Annotated in this window: 18 protein-coding genes and 1 pseudogene; 10 read left to right on the plus strand and 9 right to left on the minus strand. The window is 57.8% G+C overall.

Annotated features, from left to right (window positions below):
- Nucleotides 1-103 precede the first annotated feature (103 nt).
- The 7 genes and pseudogenes from hemP to RZA33_RS04700 all read left to right on the plus strand — a co-directional run bounded on the left by hemP (nucleotide 104) and on the right by RZA33_RS04700 (nucleotide 6,653).
- On the plus strand, nucleotides 104-274 hold the full coding sequence (gene hemP / locus RZA33_RS04670; RefSeq protein WP_317506687.1) for a hemin uptake protein HemP: 171 nt from the start codon (nucleotides 104-106) through the stop codon (nucleotides 272-274).
- A 119-nt stretch (nucleotides 275-393) separates the two neighbouring features.
- On the plus strand, nucleotides 394-2,370 hold the full coding sequence (locus RZA33_RS04675; protein ID WP_317506688.1) for a TonB-dependent receptor domain-containing protein: 1,977 nt from the start codon (nucleotides 394-396) through the stop codon (nucleotides 2,368-2,370).
- 31 nt (nucleotides 2,371-2,401) lie between these two features.
- Nucleotides 2,402-3,457 carry a ChuX/HutX family heme-like substrate-binding protein gene (locus tag RZA33_RS04680; RefSeq protein ID WP_317506689.1) on the plus strand — a complete coding sequence of 352 codons (1,056 nt, stop codon included), beginning with the start codon at nucleotides 2,402-2,404 and terminating at the stop codon, nucleotides 3,455-3,457.
- The gene (locus RZA33_RS04685; RefSeq protein WP_317506690.1) at nucleotides 3,454-4,353 is read left to right on the plus strand and encodes a heme/hemin ABC transporter substrate-binding protein; all 900 of its coding nucleotides are present in this window, start codon (nucleotides 3,454-3,456) and stop codon (nucleotides 4,351-4,353) included. The genes RZA33_RS04680 and RZA33_RS04685 overlap by 4 nt, the downstream gene beginning before the upstream one ends.
- The gene (locus tag RZA33_RS04690; RefSeq protein ID WP_317506691.1) at nucleotides 4,350-5,390 is read left to right on the plus strand and encodes an iron ABC transporter permease; all 1,041 of its coding nucleotides are present in this window, start codon (nucleotides 4,350-4,352) and stop codon (nucleotides 5,388-5,390) included. The genes RZA33_RS04685 and RZA33_RS04690 overlap by 4 nt, the downstream gene beginning before the upstream one ends.
- 53 nt (nucleotides 5,391-5,443) lie before the next feature.
- Nucleotides 5,444-6,145, plus strand: a pseudogene (locus tag RZA33_RS04695) (ATP-binding cassette domain-containing protein); the annotation flags it as partial.
- A gap of 121 nt (nucleotides 6,146-6,266) precedes the next feature.
- Nucleotides 6,267-6,653 (plus strand): YbaN family protein, encoded by a 387-nt coding sequence (locus RZA33_RS04700; protein ID WP_317506693.1) that lies wholly within the window; start codon nucleotides 6,267-6,269, stop codon nucleotides 6,651-6,653.
- A 39-nt stretch (nucleotides 6,654-6,692) separates the two neighbouring features.
- Here the strand turns inward: RZA33_RS04700 and RZA33_RS04705 are convergent, their stop codons facing one another.
- Nucleotides 6,693-7,199: an Lrp/AsnC family transcriptional regulator gene (locus RZA33_RS04705; RefSeq protein WP_317506694.1), complete on the minus strand. Its 507-nt coding sequence runs from the start codon at nucleotides 7,197-7,199 to the stop codon at nucleotides 6,693-6,695.
- Nucleotides 7,200-7,376: 177 nt separating this feature from the next.
- Between RZA33_RS04705 and RZA33_RS04710 the strand changes: the two genes are divergently transcribed.
- The 3 genes from RZA33_RS04710 (at nucleotide 7,377) to mgtE (ending at nucleotide 10,302) form a co-directional block, all read left to right on the plus strand.
- On the plus strand, nucleotides 7,377-8,393 hold the full coding sequence (locus RZA33_RS04710; protein ID WP_317506695.1) for a 1-aminocyclopropane-1-carboxylate deaminase: 1,017 nt from the start codon (nucleotides 7,377-7,379) through the stop codon (nucleotides 8,391-8,393).
- 129 nt (nucleotides 8,394-8,522) lie between these two features.
- The gene (locus RZA33_RS04715) at nucleotides 8,523-8,864 is read left to right on the plus strand and encodes a DUF6482 family protein (RefSeq protein ID WP_317506696.1); all 342 of its coding nucleotides are present in this window, start codon (nucleotides 8,523-8,525) and stop codon (nucleotides 8,862-8,864) included.
- Nucleotides 8,865-8,946: 82 nt separating this feature from the next.
- A complete protein-coding gene (gene mgtE, locus RZA33_RS04720; protein WP_317506697.1) occupies nucleotides 8,947-10,302 on the plus strand; it encodes a magnesium transporter in 1,356 nt (451 codons plus the stop codon).
- Nucleotides 10,303-10,393: 91 nt separating this feature from the next.
- Here mgtE and RZA33_RS04725 read toward each other — a convergent pair whose 3' ends face one another.
- The 8 genes from RZA33_RS04725 to RZA33_RS04760 form a co-directional block, all read right to left on the minus strand.
- Nucleotides 10,394-11,518, minus strand: coding sequence for a Gfo/Idh/MocA family oxidoreductase (locus RZA33_RS04725; RefSeq protein WP_317506698.1), 1,125 nt, complete (start codon nucleotides 11,516-11,518; stop codon nucleotides 10,394-10,396).
- Between the two features lie 75 nt (nucleotides 11,519-11,593).
- Nucleotides 11,594-13,096 (minus strand): CoA-acylating methylmalonate-semialdehyde dehydrogenase, encoded by a 1,503-nt coding sequence (locus tag RZA33_RS04730; RefSeq protein WP_317506699.1) that lies wholly within the window; start codon nucleotides 13,094-13,096, stop codon nucleotides 11,594-11,596.
- A gap of 38 nt (nucleotides 13,097-13,134) precedes the next feature.
- Nucleotides 13,135-14,037 carry a myo-inosose-2 dehydratase gene (gene iolE, locus RZA33_RS04735; protein ID WP_317506700.1) on the minus strand — a complete coding sequence of 301 codons (903 nt, stop codon included), beginning with the start codon at nucleotides 14,035-14,037 and terminating at the stop codon, nucleotides 13,135-13,137.
- Nucleotides 14,038-14,120: 83 nt separating this feature from the next.
- Nucleotides 14,121-15,968 (minus strand): 3D-(3,5/4)-trihydroxycyclohexane-1,2-dione acylhydrolase (decyclizing), encoded by a 1,848-nt coding sequence (gene iolD, locus RZA33_RS04740; protein WP_317506701.1) that lies wholly within the window; start codon nucleotides 15,966-15,968, stop codon nucleotides 14,121-14,123.
- Nucleotide 15,969: 1 nt separating this feature from the next.
- The gene (locus RZA33_RS04745; protein ID WP_317506702.1) at nucleotides 15,970-17,922 is read right to left on the minus strand and encodes a bifunctional 5-dehydro-2-deoxygluconokinase/5-dehydro-2-deoxyphosphogluconate aldolase; all 1,953 of its coding nucleotides are present in this window, start codon (nucleotides 17,920-17,922) and stop codon (nucleotides 15,970-15,972) included.
- Between the two features lie 108 nt (nucleotides 17,923-18,030).
- Nucleotides 18,031-18,828, minus strand: a complete 798-nt coding sequence (locus RZA33_RS04750) for a TIM barrel protein (RefSeq protein ID WP_317506703.1) — start codon at nucleotides 18,826-18,828, stop codon at nucleotides 18,031-18,033.
- A gap of 9 nt (nucleotides 18,829-18,837) precedes the next feature.
- Nucleotides 18,838-19,728, minus strand: coding sequence for an ATP-binding cassette domain-containing protein (locus RZA33_RS04755; RefSeq protein WP_317506704.1), 891 nt, complete (start codon nucleotides 19,726-19,728; stop codon nucleotides 18,838-18,840).
- A 1-nt stretch (nucleotide 19,729) separates the two neighbouring features.
- Entirely contained in the window at nucleotides 19,730-20,860 is a 1,131-nt protein-coding gene (locus RZA33_RS04760; RefSeq protein WP_317506705.1) for an ABC transporter permease, read from the minus strand.
- Nucleotides 20,861-20,905 lie beyond the last annotated feature (45 nt).

Here is a 20,905-nt window from a genome sequence, read left to right on the forward strand (position 1 = left end):
GGTCGAATGCTAGCCACCTTTACTACCCAACCCTATTGAGCGATGCCTGCAACCCTGCTAATCTAACGCTAATAGTTATCATTAACATAGGAGTTACTCTCTCATGCAGTCACCCGATAAGGGCACTGGCCAGGGAGATACATCGACCTCGACGCCACGCGAGGTGGATAGCAGCGAATTACTTGGCAACGCAGGCCAGTTGGTTATTCACCATGAACAGCGCCGCTACGTGTTGCGCCTTACGAAAAGCGGCAAGTTAATCCTTAACGCCTAAAGCTCTTAATATTTAGATTTTTGATTAATTTAAAGATGTATAAAGTAAAGCCAGCCAGGTAGCCCATCGCACCCAGCCAGCGATTTCTTCCACTTATCCTTGTTGGAACTCTCTGGCTTATGAACCACACACACGCTTTTGGTGGCCTCTGTTTAACGCTGCTCCCACTGCTAGCCGCCCAAGCAGACGACGCCGAACTTAACCCTGTGACGGTCACCGGCACCCGAGCGCCGACTGACCTTTCCCGGGCGCCGCTGATTATCGATATTATTGATCGCGATGATGCGGTGCTGGCCACCGCCAGCCGGGTTGAAGACGTGCTTAGCCGCCAACCCGGACTGCACGTGGCGGGCCAAGGGCGCCGAAATGGCCAAACCTTGAGTATGCGCGGTTTTGGCAGCAAAGGAGTGCTGGTGCGGTTAGATGGGGTTCGCCAGGATATATCCACCGGCCACATCGGCAACTTCTTCCTCGACCCAGGTTTGATTCAAGAAGTACAGATAGCGCGCGGAGCACTATCTAGCCTGTATGGCAGCAATGCCATGGGCGGCGTGGTCAGCTTCACCAGTATGGATGCCAACGACCTGCTTGCCCCGGGCGAAGATAGCGGCGTACGCCTTTCCGTAGGCGGTGCGACGGCCAGCGACGAACTGCGCGGCAGCCTGACTGCCTTTGGTCGCCGCGATACCGCCAACGGCCAGGTGGATGGCCTGTTTTCAATCGGCCGCAGTGAATCCGGCGATATTCGCCGCGCCGGGGGCGATGAAGCCAAAGAGGATGCAACGCTCAATAGCCTGCTGTTAAAAGGCGGTTGGGAGCCAAGCGACGATCAGCGGTTATTTATGAGCTGGCAGCATTACGACGAAGACGCCACCCAGCCCGCCAACCCACAACAGCTTTCCACCGATGCCAGCAATCCGCTGCGTGACCGCGATGTGGAAAGCAACAACGTCCAGTTGGGCCACCGCTGGCAGCCCAGCGCGGCCACCGAAGTCACTTCGCAGCTTACCTTTAGCCAGCAGGATATCGACGAGCCCCAGGCCAACCGCACCCTAGAGCGGGTCGGTCTCCAGAGCGACGGCTTCCACACTATGGATCACGGCTGGCTCTCACAAACGCTGGTGTTCGGTGCCGAATTGGAGCAGGCACGCCAACAGCCAGATGGCGAAGCGAATGGCTTTCCTAAAGCCGATATCGACACCCAGTCAGCCTATCTCGACACCACCCTTACCGCTGGGCGCTATTTAGCCGATGGCGGCGCCGGGCAGTTTGATGTTGGCTTGGGAGCCCGCTACGACCGTTACGACGCCAGTGGCCAAAACGGCGCTGATAGCGTCCACGACCAAGTGTCACCGCGCTTTCGCCTTGCTTGGCGGCCCGACGATGCCCTGATGCTGTTCTCCGGGTACGCCGAAGCCTTCCGTGCCCCTAGCCTTTCCGAGCTTTACGCCAACGAGCGCCACTTTGCCGGTTTCTGCGCTGGTCCCTTCTTTTGTACACCGGATAACTACTGGATTCCCAATCCCAATCTCTCGCCTGAATCCAGCCACACCTGGGAAAGCGGCGTGGTCTGGCATCAGGGCGATTGGCAGGTTCGTGCAAGCTACTTTGACACCCGCGCCGACGATTTTATCGACACCCAGGTCGATATTATGGCGGGCACCACCCAGGCAGTGAACGTTCAGCGCACCCAGCTATGGGGCTATGACGCCCGGGTGACTTGGCAGCCTAGCGCTTTCCCGTTACTCACCAGCTTTGTGGGCCTTTCGGAAGTCTCCGGTAAAGACCGCGATTCTGGCGAACCGCTGGGCAGTCAAACACCGTTGGAAGCCACCCTGGGGAGTGAGCTAGCACTTAGTAACAGCAATGTCCGTGTGGGCTGGCAAGCGCGCTTTGCCCAATCCTTCGATAAGCAGGGCGATGACGAGCGCCTGCCCGGTTACGGCCTGCACGATGTACATCTCGCCTGGCAACTCACCCCGGCCGTGGATACCTCGCTGCGCCTTGCCAATATTGGCGACAAGGTGTGGTACCGCCCCGACGGCAGCCTGGGCGATGGGCGCAGCCTGTTCGCCACCCTCAACTGGCAGTGGTAAATCCATGCAGTCAACCCGATAGAGGTGCGTCATGATTCCATCCCAACAGATCGCGATTATTGAAGCCTTTGACGCAGCGCGCGCCGCGCAGCCGCGGCTACCTGCGATTGAGATTGCCGAGCGCTTATCGATCAGTGAAGGCGAGCTGCAGGCCGCCCGTTTAGGGCGCGACGTGTGGACACTGCCGCTCTCGCCCAGCGATATCGCCGCCTACCTGCCCCAACTGGGGCGGGTGAAGGCGTTGACCCGCTCCCGGCTGGCCGTGCTAGAGCAAACCGGCGATTACCCTGAACTTAGCGGCGGGGAACATACGGGCCTGTTGCTCGACCCTGGCGGCCTGGATCTACGCTTGCTCTACACGAACTGGCACTGGGCCTGCCTGATTCGTGATCCTATGCTGGCCACCAGCGCGCAAGAGGCGCATTGGCGCTGGAGCCTGCAGATATTCAATCAACATGGCTGCGCCGTTCACAAATGCTTTGCCCTGGAGAACCCGCTGCCGCGCCCCTGGGGTGCCTTAGCGGCCTTGGGCACCCGGGATACGCCGGCGTTTACCCAGAGCATGCCCCGCCTAAAGCGCCCGCTGCCCGAAGCGCCGACCCTCGCTAGCGAGTGGGGCGCGATGCGCGACGTACACCAGTTCTTTGCCCTCCTCCAGCGCCATCATCTGGAGCGTATTGAGGCCAACCAATTAATGGAAGGCCGCTATACCCGCGCGCTGCCCGTTAATGCCCTTGAAACGGTGCTTGAGCATGCCAGTCAACGCGCGCTGCCATTGATGCTGTTTGTCGCCAGCCCCGGCTGCGTGCAGATCCGCACCGGCAAATTACCCATCCCGCAACGCGCCCGCGGCTGGCTGAATCTATTTGGTGAGCAGTTCACCCTGCACCTTGATGACACCGCTATCGACCAAGTGTGGCAAGTCAGCAAACCCAACCGCGACGGCGGCGTGACCAGCATTGAAGCCTTCGATGCCCAAGGCTCACTCGTGCTGCAACTCTACGCCGAGCGTCAGGAGGGACGCACGGAGCGGCGCGAGTGGCGGCAATTGCTGGATGAACTCGGCAGCCAAGAGGCAGTAGCATGACGTCCTACCATGTAAAGACGCGGTTGTTGGGGATAGCCTTATTGGGATGGCTACTGGCTGGCGCACCTTTGGCCCATGCTGACGAGCGCTGGGTGGTGCTGGGCGGCGATATCGCCGAAACCCTGGCCGCCCTGGATGCCGATATCAACGTCATTGCTCGGGATGACACGGTCGTGCATCCACCCGCCATGGCAGCGCTGCCCTCGGTGGGCTACCTGCGCCAGCTCTCCGCTGAAAGCGTCCTGTCGGTTAAACCTGACCAGGTGTTGGCCGCCGGGCACGCAGGCCCCAAGGAAGTGCTGGAGCAACTAGCGGCTGTCGGTGTCAGCGTAGAGATTATCAGCGCCCCACCCACCCTCAATGCCATTGCCGATAAAGTCCGAGCCGTCGGCCAGCTGACTGACCGTCGCGACGCGGCAGAGGCCTTGGCAGATGCCTTGAACGACAAACTTGACCGGCTAGCCAACCTGCCCGCCCTGCCGACGACCCGCGCCATGTTTATCATGCAGCATAGCGGCTTAACACCCCGTGCAGCGGGCAGCGATACCGCAGCGCATAGCGCGCTCGAAGCGGTGGGCCTGGCCAATGCCTTTGCCGAGATGCAGGGCTACCACAGCGTGGGCGCCGAAGCCCTGGCCCGGCAAGCGCCGGAGGTGGTGATCGTCTCCGAGCGGGGTCTGGCGGCAATGGGTGGCGAAGCCGCGCTGTGGCAGTTACCCGGTATGGCGTTAACCCCCGCAGGCCGGGAGCAACAGCTGATTATCATTGATGACCAGGCACTGCTTGGCTTTGGCCCGCGCACGCCCGATCAGCTACTCGCCTTGCGCCAGGACGTTGAAGCGCTACTTGGCGCACCCACTAGCACTCAAAACAGCACCGCCCAGCTAAGCCCATGATAGCCCTACCTAACACTGACCGTTTCCGGGTGTGGCTACCGGTTAGCCGCACTACCCGCGTGCTCGTCGGATTGACCGCGGCACTACTACTGGCCTTAGGCTGGTCGGCCGCCTCTGGCGCGCTGGGCATCTCCCCGTGGGGAGTACTACGCGGCCAAGCCGATCCGCTTAGTGTTCAGGTGTGGTGGCAGCTGCGCCTGCCGCGCTTACTGCTGGGTGTGGCGGTGGGTGCAATGCTGGCCGGTAGCGGCGCCGCCATGCAGGGGCTGTTTCGTAACCCGCTGGCCGACCCCACCCTGCTCGGCCTTGCCAGTGGTGCCGGGCTTTTCGTAGCAGTGTGGATTGTGCTCTTTCAAGACAGCGGCGCAGGCAGCCTTTACGGTCAGTTTGCGGCAGGCTTTCTGGGCGCCTTATGCGTCTGTTTGATTGTTTTTGGCATCGCCAAGCGCCAGGGCGGCGGCAGTGCCGCTGTGATGACCCTGCTGCTGGCTGGTTTGGCCATCAACACCCTAGCCGGGGCTGGCGGTGGGGTATTAGCCTTTATCGCCAGCGATGAGCAGCTTCGCCAGCTTAGTTTATGGGGCATGGGTACGCTCACTAACGCCCTGTGGCGCACCACGGCGCTCGCCCTGGTACTCATTGCCGCTGCTCTGTGGCTGCTAATGCGTAGCGCGCGTGAACTCGACCTGCTCCAGCTAGGCGAAGCGACCGCCCATGCCGCAGGGCTGGATGCAAGCCGCTTAAAACGCCGGGTGGTGGTCGCGACCTCATTAGGCGTCGGGCTGTGTGTGGCGCTTACCGGGGTGATTGGCTTTTTAGGCCTACTGGTGCCCCACTGCCTGCGGCTTTGGTTAGGGCCTGGCCATCGGCTGCTGCTGCCCGCCTCAATGATCGGCGGCGCGCTGCTGCTGGTCGTTGCTGATACCTTGGCCCGCACCGTTGCTGCCCCGGCGGAAATTCCTGTGGGTCTGCTGACCAGCCTGCTCGGCGGCCCCTACTTCCTGTACCTACTGATGCGCAGGAACCGAGCATGCTAACGCTCCATCAGGCTGGCTTAACCACCACCCCCACTATCGCTCCCTTGGATGGCACGATTCGCCCTGGCGAGCTGCTGGCCATTGTCGGCCCCAATGGCGCGGGCAAGAGCACGCTGCTCAGCATGCTGTCTGGCTTTCGCCCTGCCGAGCTGGGCGAGCTACGGTTAGATGAAAAATCCCTAAACGAGTGGCCCATCGCCGAGCTTGCCAATCGCCGAGCACTGGTCGCCCAGCAGGAACTCCCCGGCTTTGACTGGCAAACCGACGAGCTGGTGAGCTTGGGCAGTAATCCTTCCAAATCACTGGTCGCCGCGCTACTCGACGACCTGGACTTAACCCACCTCGCCAAGCGTAGTGTGCTCTCGCTCTCCGGCGGCGAACGCCAGCGGGTGATGATCGCCCGAGGCGCCTGCCAGCTACTCTCAAGGTGTTCTTCCACTGCCAAGGATGGCGGCATCTTATTGCTGGACGAACCGACTAGCGCCTTGGATATCGGCCAACAGCAGCGTTTGATGCGCCAACTCTGCGGCTGGGCTGCACAGCACCGGATGGCGATTGTTTGTGTGCTCCACGACCTTAATCTCGCCAGCACCTACGCTGACCGGGTATGGTTGCTGCATCAAGGGCAGCGTATTGACCATGGCTTACCCAAACAGGTGCTCAACCCCGCAACCATCGCGAAAATTTACGCGGCCGAGCTACAGCACATTGAGGGCAGCCCCCAGGGCAAGCCCCTGCTCGCCCTGGCGCCTTAAAGTAGGCGGCATCCTCTCTTGCGCATTAACCTGTTGGGTGGCAAAGCCTTCATATAAGTCCATACTTATCCATACGTAACGGGCTATATATGTGTCACTGTGTGCCAATTTTGGAGCAAGAATGAGACTGATCAGCCTCTTATGGGTAGCGCTGGCAGGGATAAGTTTTAGCATCGGTGTGCTGGGGATTTTCCTGCCCCTGCTGCCGACCACCGTGTTTATGCTCATGGCGGTCTACTGTGCCTCCAAAGGCTCACCGCGCTTTGAGGCCTGGATTCGTTCCCGACACTATGTGGGCCCTTTGCTGGTTACCTGGGAGCAAGAACGTGCGATCCCACGGCGCGCTAAGTTGGCGGCTGTTAGCGTGATCGCCTTGAGTGCACTGATCGTTGTTTGGTCGCTCGGCCCCGGCTGGCTGCGCTGGGCGGTGGTTGCATTACTGCTTGTCATTGCCCTTTGGCTGGCAACGCGGCCAGAGCCAGCTTCCTCACCTTACTCTAACGACTAGCCTTTTCACCGCGTTCGTTTTCAAGCGCTATCTAATTAGCTAAACCAGCACCTTATGAGTCGAGACTACCTGACGCAGCCCCATAAACGAGCGGATCTGGCGCACGCCGGGCAGGTAGAGCAACTGCTCAGCATGCAATTTGTTGAAGCTTTGGCTGTCTCGGGTGCGCACCAGCATAAAGTAGTCAAACTCCCCGGTAACCACGTGACACTCCATACAGCCTGATACCTTCTGAGCTGCCTCCTCAAAGGCGGCGAAGGATTCCGGCGTCGAGCGATCCAGCACCACACCAATCAACACCACCATACCCGCCTGTAGCTGCTCCGGGTCTAAATGCGCCACCACCCGGCTGATTACCCCATCTCGTTTGAGCTTCTCCACCCGACGTAAGCACGCCGCTGGACTCAAACTCACCTGCTCTGCCAGCGCCACATTTGAGAGCGTGGCATCTTCCTGAAGCAGTTTAAGAAGTCGCCGATCTGTTCGGTCTAGTTCAGCCGCCTGTTCATCAGACTCAGGGCGTGACCGGGAGGTTTTTGAGCGCACTATTATTTACCTTTTAAGTCTATAAACACCATTTAAAGCCATATTTTTTACTTTAACTCATCGGTTATTGCTTATAAATCAATAAATTTGCAACACAAAAATATTGGCTAGCACTTAGTATAAATAGCAGCGTTTGCTAAGACATCGCATTCAATATCTGAACAGCAGGAGCCTGTTATGAACCTAGAACGCTTTCCTCGTTACCCGCTCACTTTTGGACCCTCTCCCATCACGCCCCTCAAACGGTTAAGCGAACACTTAGGCGGTGAAGTGGACCTCTACGCCAAGCGCGAAGACTGCAACAGCGGCCTCGCCTTCGGTGGTAATAAAACCCGCAAGCTGGAGTATTTGATCCCCGAAGCGATTGAGCAGGGCTGCGATACGCTGGTATCAATTGGTGGCATCCAATCCAACCAGACACGCCAGGTTGCCGCGGTGGCCGCTCACTTGGGTATGCAGTGCGTACTGGTGCAGGAGAACTGGGTCAACTACTCCGATGCGGTGTATGACCGTGTGGGTAATATCGAGATGTCGCGCATCATGGGCGCCGATGTACGCATGGATGACGCGGGGTTCGATATCGGCATTCGTCCCAGCTGGGAGCAGGCGATGGAGGATGTTCGCCAGCGGGGCGGCAAGCCCTTCCCGATTCCGGCTGGCTGCTCCGAGCACCCTTACGGCGGCTTAGGCTTTGTGGGCTTTGCAGAAGAGGTGCGCCAGCAGGAGAAAGAGCTAGGCTTCACGTTTGACTATATCGTGGTGTGCTCGGTCACCGGCAGCACACAGGCAGGCATGGTGGTTGGGTTTGCCGCCGATGGCCGTGCCCAGCGAGTGATTGGCATTGACGCCTCTGCCAAGCCTGAGCAAACCCGTGAACAGATCCTGCGCATTGCGCGCAATACGGCAGAACTCGTAGAGCTGGAAGGCGGCATTGACGATGACGATGTCATTCTGGATACCCGCTACGGCGGTCCAGAGTATGGATTGCCCAACGAAGGTACGCTGGAAGCCATTCGCCTGTGCGCCCGTTTGGAAGGCGTACTCACCGACCCCGTTTACGAAGGCAAATCCATGCACGGCATGATTGATATGGTGCGCAACGGTGAATTCCCAGCGGGCTCTAGAGTGCTCTACGCCCACCTGGGCGGCGTACCGGCATTAAATGCCTATAGCTTCCTATTTCGTAATGGATAAGGAATAAAACGCCCACCTCGAAGCGTCTGATCCAGCGCCTCAATAACGTGGATCAGACGGTTACTGCTGTACAAATAAGGCACACCCTTTAGTCTTGGCGTATAAGATGTTCACTCATGAGGATACGCCATGTCTTCAATACTTCCCGCCCACCTCACCCTTGAGGATCTTGCCCAATGTGCAGCACCACTACCGGCCGTAGAAGTACACGGACTCGATATGGGCTGGTACATCGTGCGCTTCCACCGCCAGGGTACCGTCAGCTTATTGGTCAACGCCGACGGCGAGACACGACGCTTTACCGGCACACAGTGGGTTGGCCGCGCGCTGGCGCCGCTGGGTTTCACCCATGGCACACTGACCTGGGCTGACGCAGCCGATGAAATGATCGGCACCGATGTGCCCTCCGTTTCCGCACAGCAACGCTTAGCCTATGGCGTACGCGTAGCTTTCAACCAAGCCAGCCTATAAACTTAACAAAGCGAGCCGCCAAGAGTTTGCAATTTTATTGCTTTAAACACCTAGTACCTAGTTTCCAAAAAGGACGGACGCTATGCGCGATGATGAAAAATATACTAATAACGAAGAGCAGCTCTTATATCTTCAGAAGCTTTTAGACACCTCAGACACGGCGGCTCTAGAGGCTTTTTTCACCGAAGTCGATGTTTTAGGCATTGCGCGAACACTTGAATCTTTTCCTGCCAAAACACGAGATTTCCTTTGGGAATATATTCCTGGCGATTTAATCGGCGAGGTTCTTGCCGAAGTTGACGAAGATATACGTGCTGACTACATCGAAGATTTATCGGCCAGCGACGTAGAGGAAATTGTTAAAGGCTTGGATGCGCAAGAAGTTGCTGAAGTTTTAGATGTTGCTGATGAGGCTATAAAAACTAGTGTTTACGCTAGCTTAGACCAAGAGATCCGCGCCCAGGTTGAGAATCTTCACGCCTATGAAGATGACGTTGTTGGCCGTTACATGGATCCCGAGACGGTCAATGTAAAACAGGGCGTGTCGTTAGAGGCTGTACAGCGCTATATTCGAATCCACCATCTGCTCGACGATGATTCACAGCAGATCATGATTACGGATAAGGACAAACGCTTACTCGGCACTTTGACCCTGATTGATTTAATCAAACAACCACAAGACGCCGTGGTTGATGATTATATGGACGACTTTTTCACCCTAAATGATCAAATGAAAGTCAGTGATGCAGCGGCGTTATTGCGTTCTAAAGAGCTGCCTTTTGTGCCCGTTTGCGATAGCGATGGGTTATTGGTCGGCCAGCTAAACGCCGCGGACGTATTAGAAATTACCCAAGACGATGCTGACATGACGTTAAAACACATGTCAGGCGTCAGTAACGAAGAGGAAGTTTTTACCCCCATTAGCCGCAGTGCGAAAAGCCGCGGCATCTGGCTGGGTATCAATTTGTTAACCGCTTTTTTAGCGTCCTTCGTGATTGGCCAGTTCGAAGCGGCATTGGATCAAATAGTGGCGCTGGCCATTTTAATGCCGGTAGTAGCAAGCATGGGTGGTATTGCCGGTAGTCAAACCCTCACCGTGGTGATCCGCGGCCTGGCACTGGGCCAGCTTGCGGGTAATAATATAAAATGGCTTTATAACAAAGAGATGTGGGTGGGTATGAGTAACGGCTTGGTCTGGGCATTAGTGGTCGGCTTGATTTCCCATCTTTGGTTTGGCGACGCCATGATTACGCTCGTCATCACCATGGCCATCTTTATCAACATGAGCCTTGCCAACTTATCCGGCGTACTCATTCCCCTGGTATTAAAAAGGCTGCAGATTGACCCCGCGTTATCGGGCGCGGTGATTTTAACCACTGTTACCGATGTGGCCGGCTTTCTGTCGTTTTTGGGGCTCGCGACGCTGATTATTCTGTGACTTTTCTTCACTGGCAGGCACCTGGGCGTTTATAGAAAGGCCCAGGCGCCAGGGCAGTAGCAACTACTATTTAGTAACTACTATTCAGTAACTACGACACCCTCACCCACTGCCTGATCTTGTCTGACCTTTCTATAGCATCGATCAAGTGATTAACACGGGCCGCTTCGCGAAAGTCCGGATAGAGGGGGCGGTCGTTGATGATGCCTTCGACTAGATCGCGCACCTCAATAATCTTTTGATCATTATAGCCCAAACCATGACCCGGTGCGGGGCTGAACGCCGCATAGTCGGGATGTTCAGGGCCCGCTAACAGGGTGGTGAAGCCGCGCCTGCCGTGGGCATCGCCGTGGCGGTATAGCTGCAGCTCGCTCATGCGCTCCTGATCAAACACAATGGCGCCTTTGGTGCCCGTTAGCGTGTAGGCCAAGCCCATCTTGCGGCCGGCCGCGACCCGGGAGGTTTCGATATTACCGATTAACCCCTGGTCAAACCGCAGCATGGCCTGGGCTTGATCATCGTTCTCTACCGCCGCCATACCGTTGCCGTCGGCCATGGGGCGCATGGGAATGACGGTTTGTAGTTGGCCACACACTTCGGTAATGCGCTGCCCGGTTAAAAACTCGGCCATATTGAGAATATGCGACCCTACATCGCCTAGCGCACCGGCGCCTGCGGTCGCCCGCTTTGTATGCCAGTCGTGGGGCTTGTGCGGGTCGAGCAGGTAATCCTCGTTGTGCCGACCACGAAAGTGAATCAACTCTCCGATGTCGCCGCTGGCAACAATCTGGCGGGCCAACTGGGTGGCGGAATTGCGAATATAGTTAAAGCCCACCAGGGTTTTAACGCCCGCCTTCTCAGCCGCAGCGACCATCTCATCAGCATCTGCCGTGCTCAGTGCCAGCGGTTTTTCGGCGTAGACATGCTTGCCCGCCGCAATGGCGGCCAGTGCCATCTCTTTATGCAGGAAGTTGGGCGCGCAGATATCCACCACGTCCACCTCCCTATCTTCTACCAATTCGCGCCAATCGTCGGTGGCGCGGGCAAATCCCCAGGCCCGCGCCCGGCTCTCCGCGGAGGCAAGGTTAACGTCCGCTAGCAGCTCGCAAACGGGCTTAGCGGGCAACTCAAAAACACTGGACGCCGCATTAAAGGCGATAGCGTGGGCTTTGCCCATAAAGCCGGTGCCAATTAGTCCAATTTTGAGGGTTTTCATTGTGATTATTCCTGTTTGAAAACAATAACACCGGGCTGGGCCCGGCGTTGAATGATGTCGTGCCCCGTAGACTGTTTACATGGTCGGCATGGTGAAGTGGTTGGTCTCTTCACGAATGCCGCTGGGCCAGCGCTGGGTGATGGTCTTCATGCGCGTGTAGAAACGTACACCGTCGGGGCCGTGCATATGCAGCGGGCCAAACAGCGAGCGCTTCCAGCCACCGAAGCTGTGGAACGCCATAGGTACCGGGATCGGTACGTTAACGCCGACCATGCCGACCTGGATCTGCTCACAGTACTGACGCGCCGCATCACCATCCCGGGTAAAGATCGCCGTGCCATTGCCGTATTCGTGGGCGTTGATCATGCTGACCGCCTCGTCGAAGCTCTCCACGCGAGCAATGGCCAGCACCGGGCCAAAAATCTCCTCGGAGTGAATACGCATGCTGGGCGTCACATGGTCAAACAGACTGCCTCCGATAAAGTAGCCATCACCTGCGCCATCGACCGTGGTCTCGCGACCGTCGACCACGAGTTCTGCGCCTTCATCCACGCCAATCTGGATATAGCCTGCCACTTTCTCAAGATGCTCGCGGGTGATCAGCGGCCCCATATCATTATCCGGGCCATCGACCAGGCCAGGGCCGACCGTCAGCTTATCCAGTTCGGCCACCAGTTTTTCACGCAGACGGTTGGCGGTTTCTTCGCCCACGGGCACCGCTACCGAAATCGCCATGCAGCGCTCGCCTGCCGAGCCATAGGCCGCGCCCATCAGGGCACCCACGGCTTGATCGAGATCCGCATCGGGCATGATTACCATATGATTTTTAGCCCCGCCCAGGGCCTGAACACGTTTGCCATGGGCTGATGCCGTTGCGTAAATATATTCAGCGATGGGCGTGGAACCCACAAAGCTCACTGCCTGGACACGCTCATCGGTGAGCAGCACATCCACTGCTTCTTTATCGCCATTGACGACATTGAAGACGCCATCCGGTAGGCCCGCTTCTTTAAGCAGCTCGGCTAAGCGCAGCGGCGTGGAGGGGTCTTTTTCCGAAGGCTTCATGATAAAGGTGTTGCCGCAGGCAAGCGCAATGGGGAACATCCACATGGGCACCATGGCAGGAAAGTTGAACGGCGAGATACCTGCGCACACGCCCAGCGGCTGCATCATTGAGTAGCTATCAACGCCGGTGCCGACGTTCGTGGAGTGCTCGCCCTTCTGCAGGTGCGGAATGCCGCAGGCAAACTCGACCACTTCCAGGCCCCGGGTCACTTCGCCTTTGGCGTCAGAAAACACCTTGCCATGCTCGCTGGAGATCAGACGCGCCAGCTCATCGGTGTGTTCCTCGACCAGTGCCTTGAACTTGAAAAGAATACGCGCGCGCTTCAGCGGCGAGGTTTTAGACCAGGCGACGAAAGCTTCATCGGCGATGCGCACCGCTTCGCGAGTTTCGTCAGCGGTGGCCAGCGCTACCTGGGCGCTTTGCTCACCGGTGGCCGGATTATAGACCGGCGAAGTGCGTTGGCTCTGACCGGCAAAGAGCTGACCATTAAGATAGTGGGATAACGTTTGCATATAGGCTCCTGATTAAAAGGCTACGGCTGTGGTGCTGTTTAGCTAGCAACGTCGAAACCTGCCTGCTCGGCAAGTTGACGTAAGTTGCGATAACCCAGGCGGGCATAAGTCAGCGGATGGGCAACTTCCGGGTCTTGTTCGGCCTCAACCACCAGCCAACCCTCATAGCCCTGTTCGCACAGGTGGGTTAAGGCGGGCAGGAAATCCACATTGCCATCCCCCGGGACCGTAAACAGGCCGTCTAACACGCCGTTTAAAAAGCTTTTGTCGCGGTTGCGTACTGCGTCCAGTACTGGGAAGCGCAGGTCTTTGCAGTGCACATGATGGATGCGCCCGCTGTAGCGTTTGGCGATGGCGAGCGGGTCGCCGCCCGCACCGCGCAAATGACCAAAGTCGAGTAGCAGCCCCACGCCTTCGCCGGTGTTGTCCATTAAGCGTTCAACGTCCGCCTGGCTTTCGATTACCGTGCCCAGGTGATGGTGATACACCAACTGAATGCCCTGGGATTTCAGGTAGTCGCCCACGACATCCAGGCCATGCAGCAGGCGCTGCCACTCTTGCTCGGAAAGGTGCGGACGCTGGGAGAGCGGGCGCTCCTGATCGCCGTGTACACAGTGGGTAACTTCACACAGCACCATTACCTTCGCACCGCATTCCTTGAGCAGGTTCATATGATCCTGAATGGCGTCAATCTCTTCTTCCGGGCTGCGCTCCAACAGCTGCGCGGAGTACCAGCCCGACACAAGCGCCAGGTCGTGGGCGCTCAGCACCTGACTCAAGGCGTCGGGCGTGCGGGGAAATTTGTTGCCCAGTTCAAAGCCGCTAAAGCCTGCCTCGCGGCCTTCTTGCAAGCAGGTTTCCAGCGGTGTTGCGCCGCCCAGGCTGGGCAAGTCATCGTTCGTCCAGGTGAGCGGGTTGATGCCTAAAGTAACCGTTGGCATAGCGTATTCCTTATGATTGTTTGAGCATTCTCGGCGTTAGGGTGCTTTAACCTATTGCCGACTATATGATGTACTGCATTCGATTAGCGGGCCTGGCGCTGCTTAGCCTCACGATAGCCTTGATAGGCTGACTTAACCTGCTCACGCTCGGAAACCTCGGGCACGGCGACTTCCCACCAAGCACCGCCTTCCTGGGTGCTGGGTAACGGGTCGGTATCCAGGGCAATCACATAAGTCGAGGTGGCGCTGCGAGCGCGCACTAGTGCTTGCTCTAGCTCCGCGATACCGGTGACCGATTCAGACTCGCAGCCCAACGCTTTGGCATGGGCGGCAAAATCGGTTTTGGGAGCGCCGGCTTCCACAGTGCGGCAATCTTGCAGCAGGTTGTTGAAACCCGCCCCGCCGGTAGCCTGCTGTAAGCGGTTGATGCAGCCATAGCCGCGGTTATCCAACACCACCACAATCAGCTTATGGCCCAGCATCACCGAGGTCGCCAGCTCCGAGTTGTGCATCAGGTAGCTACCATCGCCCACCATCACCACCACTTCTCGCTCTGGCTTGGCCATCTTGACACCCAGCCCGCCCGCAATTTCATAGCCCATGCAGGAGAAGCCGTACTCCACGTGGTAGCTGCCAGGGCCCGAGCATTGCCAGAGCTTATGCAGCTCGCCGGGCAAGCCACCGGCGGCGCATACCACGGTGGTATCGTTGCCTGCTTGGCGATTAACCGCACCGATCACCTGGGCATCGGTGGGCAGCGCCAGCCCTTGGTCGGCGGTCACGTTGCGCACTATGTCGGCCCACTCGCGCTTGAGCGTGCCGGTCTGCTCGCGCCATTCATCGCCGCCGCGCCATTCACCCAGCGCCGCGTCGAGTTGACCCAGCCCGACCAAGGCATCGCAGCTTAGCGGCAGCGCTTGATGCTTGAGGCTGTCGAAGCGGCCAACGTTGAGGGCGATCAGCGTTTTATCGCTGCCTTCAAACAGCGCTCGGGAGCCAGTGGTAAAGTCCTGCAACCGAGTGCCCACAGCCAGGATGACATCCGCCTGCTCCGCCAATTGGTTAGCGGCTGCGCTGCCTGTCACCCCAATGGCACCTACCGCGCAGGGATGGTTATCAGCTAATGCGCCTTTCCCCGCCTGGGTTTCGGCTACCGGGATGCCGCGTGCTTTAGCAAACTCGGTCAGGGCATCGCAGGCAGCGGCGTAATGCACGCCGCCACCGGCGATAATCAGCGGGCGCTTGGCCTGTTGCAACGCGGCGATTGCTTGGCGAAGCTCGTATGCATCCGGTGGCGAGCGGCGAATGCGATGCACCCTGGGAGCAAAAAAGGCCTCCGGGTAATCGTAGGCAAAAGTTTGCACATCCTGGGGCAATGCCAGGGTCGCGGGGCCGCAGTGCTCAGGGTCAAGCAGGGTAGCAATCGCCTGGGGCAAGCTGGTCAACAGCTGCTCGGGGCGATTAATACGGTCGAAGTAGCGCGACACCGGGCGAAAACAGTCGTTGACGCTAATGGTCGGGTCACCAAAATGCTCCACCTGCTGGAGTACCGGGTCGGGTTCGCGGGTGGCAAAGGTGTCCCCCGGCAGCAGCAGGATCGGCAAGCGGTTGGCGTGGGCGAGCGCTGCGGCGGTGACCATATTGGTCGCCCCGGGGCCGATCGAGCTGGTCGCGGCCATCAACCGCTGGCGATTATTGGCTTTGGCAAAGGCAATCGCCGCGTGGGCCATGGCCTGTTCGTTGTGGGCGCGAAAGGTCGGCAGCGTGTCTTGCACGTGATAAAGCGCTTCACCCATTCCGGCCACATTGCCATGACCAAAAATCGCAAACACGCCTTCAAACAGCGCCACCTCTTGGCCATCAACCTCTATACGTTGTGCGGCGAGGTACTTGACCAGCGCCTGGGCCATGGTGAGTCGAATGGTGCTCATTTTACGCCTCCTGTGTATGGGCTAGCGTTTGCGGCAGCTTTAGTTGCCGCCACGCCTTTATCAGTTCGGCATAGTTCTGGGCGACCCGCTCTACCAAGCTGGCGTCGTCGATACGCCCGGCTAGCCAATCACGACTCGCACTGGCAAATAGCGTGCGCCCAACGGTGAAGCCTTTACAGCAGGCATGATTGGCCGCTGCTTCAAAGCCGCGCTTCATGTCGTCCATAGGGGCGTCGAGACCGAGCAGCACGACTCCACGGCAGTAGTTATCTTCCCGCTCAATGGTTTCACCCACCGCCTGCCAGGCTGCATCTGACATGGCAGGTAGTTTCCACCAGTCTGGGCGAATGCCCAGGTTGTAGAGCCGCTGAAGGCTACGCGGCAAGGTGGTGTCATCATTGGGCATGTCGGCGGGAGGGATGATTTCAACCAGCAGCTCCAGCCCATAGGCACAAGCCGCCTGGTAGAGCTGGCGTAGCCGCTCTTCCTGCTCAAGGCGCAGCGAGATTTCATCGTCGGGGTGGTAGAACGCCAGGCATTTAATGATCTGCTCTCTAGGCCAGTTGCGCAGGCAGGCACCTAAATCATCGCCATGCTGGAAGCGCAGCGGTCTTGAGCCTGGGAGCTCCACCGGCCGACCAATCCACCAGCCTTTTCCACTGGCTTGATTGAGCGCGTCTTGCCCCAGCACGTCGTCAACCAGGATCGCGGGCGTGGAAATACCGCCCAGCTTGGCGCCCTCTTCGGCGGCCGTGACCAAGAGTTTTTTGAGTGCTGGTAGCCGCGCGCTGTCGGCATACTCGTCGCGGGCCATATCGGTGAGCTGGCGGCGGTGGTCAAAGGCCAGGCCCAACACTTCGGGCCACAGAGCAGGCACTCGGGTAGTGACCCGGTGCAGATGGTTCAGGCGTTGATCGATATCCGGACGGGGTACCTCATCGCGGCGTTCCAGGTAATCGAATAACTCATCTTCGGTGGGCATAGCCGGGGCACAGCCGTGGCGGGAGACCACCAGCGCACCACAGGCATTGGCATAACCGGCGCTGGTTTGCCAAGGTTCATTGCGCAGCCAGCCGCGTAGTAAGCCACTCATAAAGGCATCCCCGGCACCCAGCACATTGAGCACCTCGACCTGTACGCCCTTAACTAAAATGCCGTCTTCAATACGGTCAGGAATGGCGCCTTCAAACACCACACAGCCCATGGGCCCCAGCTTACATACCAGAGTGGCTTCGCTAGCCTCACGTACCGCACGCAGGGCCGTTAAGGTGTCCGTGCTGCCGCCGGCAATATGAAACTCCTCTTCGGTACCTACAATCAGATCAAAATCTGGCAACCAGCGCTGCAGGTCGGTGGTCACTTTATCATCGGCGATAAAGCGGGTTTCACCATCGCCGGGGTTGGTCAGCCCCCACAGCACGGGGCGATAGTCGATATCCAGCACCCGCTTCACGCCATAATGGGCGGCGGCGTCCAGTGCTTTGCGGCAGGCTCGGCGAGTGGTATCGGTAGAAAGATGGGTGCCGGTGATCGCCAACGCCTTTGCCCGGGCGATAAATTCAGGGTCGATGGCGTCGGCGTCGATGGCCATATCGGCACAGTCGCGGCGATAAAACAGCAGCGGGAAGCTCTCGCGGTCTTTTAAGGCTAGCAGCACCAGGCCGGTTTGGCGCTCGGGGTCGGTTTGAAGCGCGGAGGTATCCACGCCTACCCGTTCCAGCTCTTCGCGCACGAAGTTGCCCATCTGCTCATCGCCGACTCGCGAGAGCATGGCGGATTTCAGCCCTAGCCGCGCAGTACCGTAAGACACATTGCCAGAGCTGCCACCCAGGTACTTGGCAAAGCTGGCCACGTCTTCTAAACGGCTGCCAATCTGTTCGGCGTAAAGATCAACCGCCACGCGCCCCAGGCAAATCAGGTCAAACGGTCGGTGTTGACTATTGTTATTCAGCATAAATGTCTCCCCACGTCACAAATTCGTGGTACTAGTCACAAGGTCACAAGATGGCACTGGGCATAAAAGCGTCTTGGGTGGCAATCGATAAGGCGTATCAACCGCAGCTTAAAGTGAGAAAGCAGCACGGAATCGGTCGAGCGCGAGGTCGTCGTCACCAGAGGCCCAGCCTTCCAGCCCTACGGTGCCGCGATAGCCCATGTCATTCAGCGCTTTGGCAATGGCTGGGTAGTTAATCTCGCCAGTCCCCGGTTCGCAGCGCCCAGGCACATCGGCCACCTGCACTTCACCAATGTAAGGCCCGCAGCGTCGAATCAATTCGATCAGATTACCTTCGCCAATCTGGGCGTGATAAACGTCCAACATAATGCGTAAGCTAGGCCGGTCGACACTCTCCACCAGCGCAAGCACATCCTCCAGGCGCGCAAACGGCACGCCAGGGTGGTCAACCTCAGTATTAAGGTTCTCAAGCACAAAGGTGACGTCGTGCTGCTCGCCGAGATCCGCCAGCCGATTGAGTGTGTCTCGGGCTTTTAGCCACATAGCGCCAGTCATCTGCTGGCAAAGCTGAACGGGCAACCCATTACCATCTAGCCCGGTGCCGTGAAGATTAAGGCGCGGAATGCCAAGACGCTTTGCTACCTCAACGGACTCAGCGGCGGTGCGAAGCAGTTCATCTGACCCGGCTGCATCCGCCAGGGTGCCGGTGACATAGCCGGTCATGGATGAAAACGTCGCACCGCTATTGGCCAGTGCGTCAATGTCATGCTTGGTCCAGTCCCAGATTTCGACTTGAAAGCCCAGTTCAGAAATGCGCTTAATGCGTTCCAACACCGGTAAATCGCGGAAAATCATTTCAGCGCAGACGGCCAGCGTGAACGGAGATGATAGGGTTGGTTTATTCATCATGGCTCCTTAATAGCCGCTCGCAGTTCGCGGTGAAGGCTGCTCACTGCTGCTTGTTGCATCGGCAGGCGGAGTGTCTTGTTCGGCTAAGTTGGCCTTCTTGGCTTTATCGTCCCGCTGGAATTCCGCAAGCTCCGCATCCAGGCTTTCAAGCTCAGCGCCACCCGCCATCATGTTGAGCACCTCTTCGCGGCTGACTTCTTCTTTGCGGAAAGAGCCCAAACTTCCGCCGCGTGACAATAGGGTGAACGCATCAGCCACTGGGTAAGCATGGTGGACGTTGTGGGTAATAAAGATGACCGCAAGCCCATCCGCGCGGGCTTTGGCAATGTAGCGCAGTACGACAGAGGCCTGCTTAACCCCAAGCGCTGACGTAGGCTCATCCAGAATCAGCACTTTGGCGCCAAAATAGACAGCACGGGCAATCGCCACACACTGGCGCTCACCGCCAGAAAGCGTGCCCACAGGCTGGCTTGGGTCGCGTACATCGATACCGATTTTAGCCATTTCCTCTTTGGCAACCCGGTCGGCATACTTCCAGTTAATGCGCTTTAAAGGCCCCCACCCCACCGTTGGTTCGCGGCCCATAAAGAAGTTACGGGTAATCGACATCAACGGTACCATCGCCAGATCCTGAAAAACGGTCGCGATACCGGCGTCGAGCGCGTAAGCCGGGGACTTGAAACGAGCGGGTTTGCCATCCAGTAGCATCTCGCCATGGGTGGGCTGGTGAACACCGGAAAGAGTCTTGATCAACGTTGACTTGCCAGCACCGTTATCCCCCAGCAAGCACATAACTTCACCGGAATAGACCTGCATCGAGATATCACTGATGGCGATGACACTGCCGAAGTGTTTGCTGACACTGCGCATTTCAATCATTGGAGTGCGTGTAGTCATCTTATTTAGCCTCCATCGCCTTTTTGCGCATGTAATTGTTGAATAGCACCGCCACCAGCAACATCACACCCAGGAAAACCTGAAACCAGTCAGTGTTAACACCTGTGTAAAAGATGCCCATTTGCACCATACCGAAGATAAGCGCACCCAACGCTGCACCTATAGCGGACCCATAACCACCGGTCAGCAAAGCGCCACCGATTACTACGGCAATAATGGCTTCCAGCTCTTTTAACAGGCCGCGAATGGTGTCCGCAGAACCGGTATCCATCACTTGAATGCAGGCAAAGATAGTCGCGGAGAAAGCAGTGAACATGAACAGTGAAATCTTGACGCGATGGACGGGGACGCCCGAATTGCGCGCCGCATTGGCATCGCCACCGCTGGCGAAGATCCAATTGCCGTAAGGCGTGCACAGCAGCACCCAAGTCGCTACAGCGGTTAAACCCAGCCACCAGACAATTGAGACGGGAATACCGGTGACCGTGGGGTTGCCCGCAAAGTTGGTCGCCATCCAGCCATTTGCCGCCATCCAACTAAATAGTCCCGTAGCAACTTCTCCAGAGAAAAGCGCCGCGAACCAATCTCCGGGGATATGATCCTGCACTCCCCCCACCTGAGTACGCCCCGTCAACAACCGGCTGGTACCGATAGCCAAGCCACGCAGAATGAACAGGAAGCCTAGGGTAACGATAAATGACGGCAACCCCGTTTTATTGACTAGATTGCCGTTAATCCAGCCCACCAGGCCCGCACAGGCGAACGCCAATAAAATAGCGGCCCATAGCGGCCAGCCATACTCCACCGCAGGGATGGCAATCAGAATGCCTGCCAAGCCAATCATCGAACCAATCGAAAGATCAAACTCTCCGCCGATCATCAGCAACGCAGCCGCCGTGGCGATAATGCCCAGTTGAGCAGCCACTTCGAGGAAATTAATGATGCCTGCGGGGGTAAACATACCCGTGCCACTGGAGACAGTGATAAAGAAGGCAAGCACTAGCACGGTGCCAGCTAGAGCCCCAAGCTCTGGGCGATTGAGTGCCTTCTTCCAAAAAGACACTTTCTGGATCCGCTCGTCTTGGGGAGGGGCTGCTGGTGCAGCAGTTTGGTTTGTTTCATTGGAACTCATGGCGATCGACTCCAAAGGCTCGATAGCATCGAGCCTTTTCGATTA

This window comes from Halovibrio sp. HP20-59, from assembly GCF_033052795.2.
GTDB lineage: Bacteria > Pseudomonadota > Gammaproteobacteria > Pseudomonadales > Halomonadaceae > Vreelandella.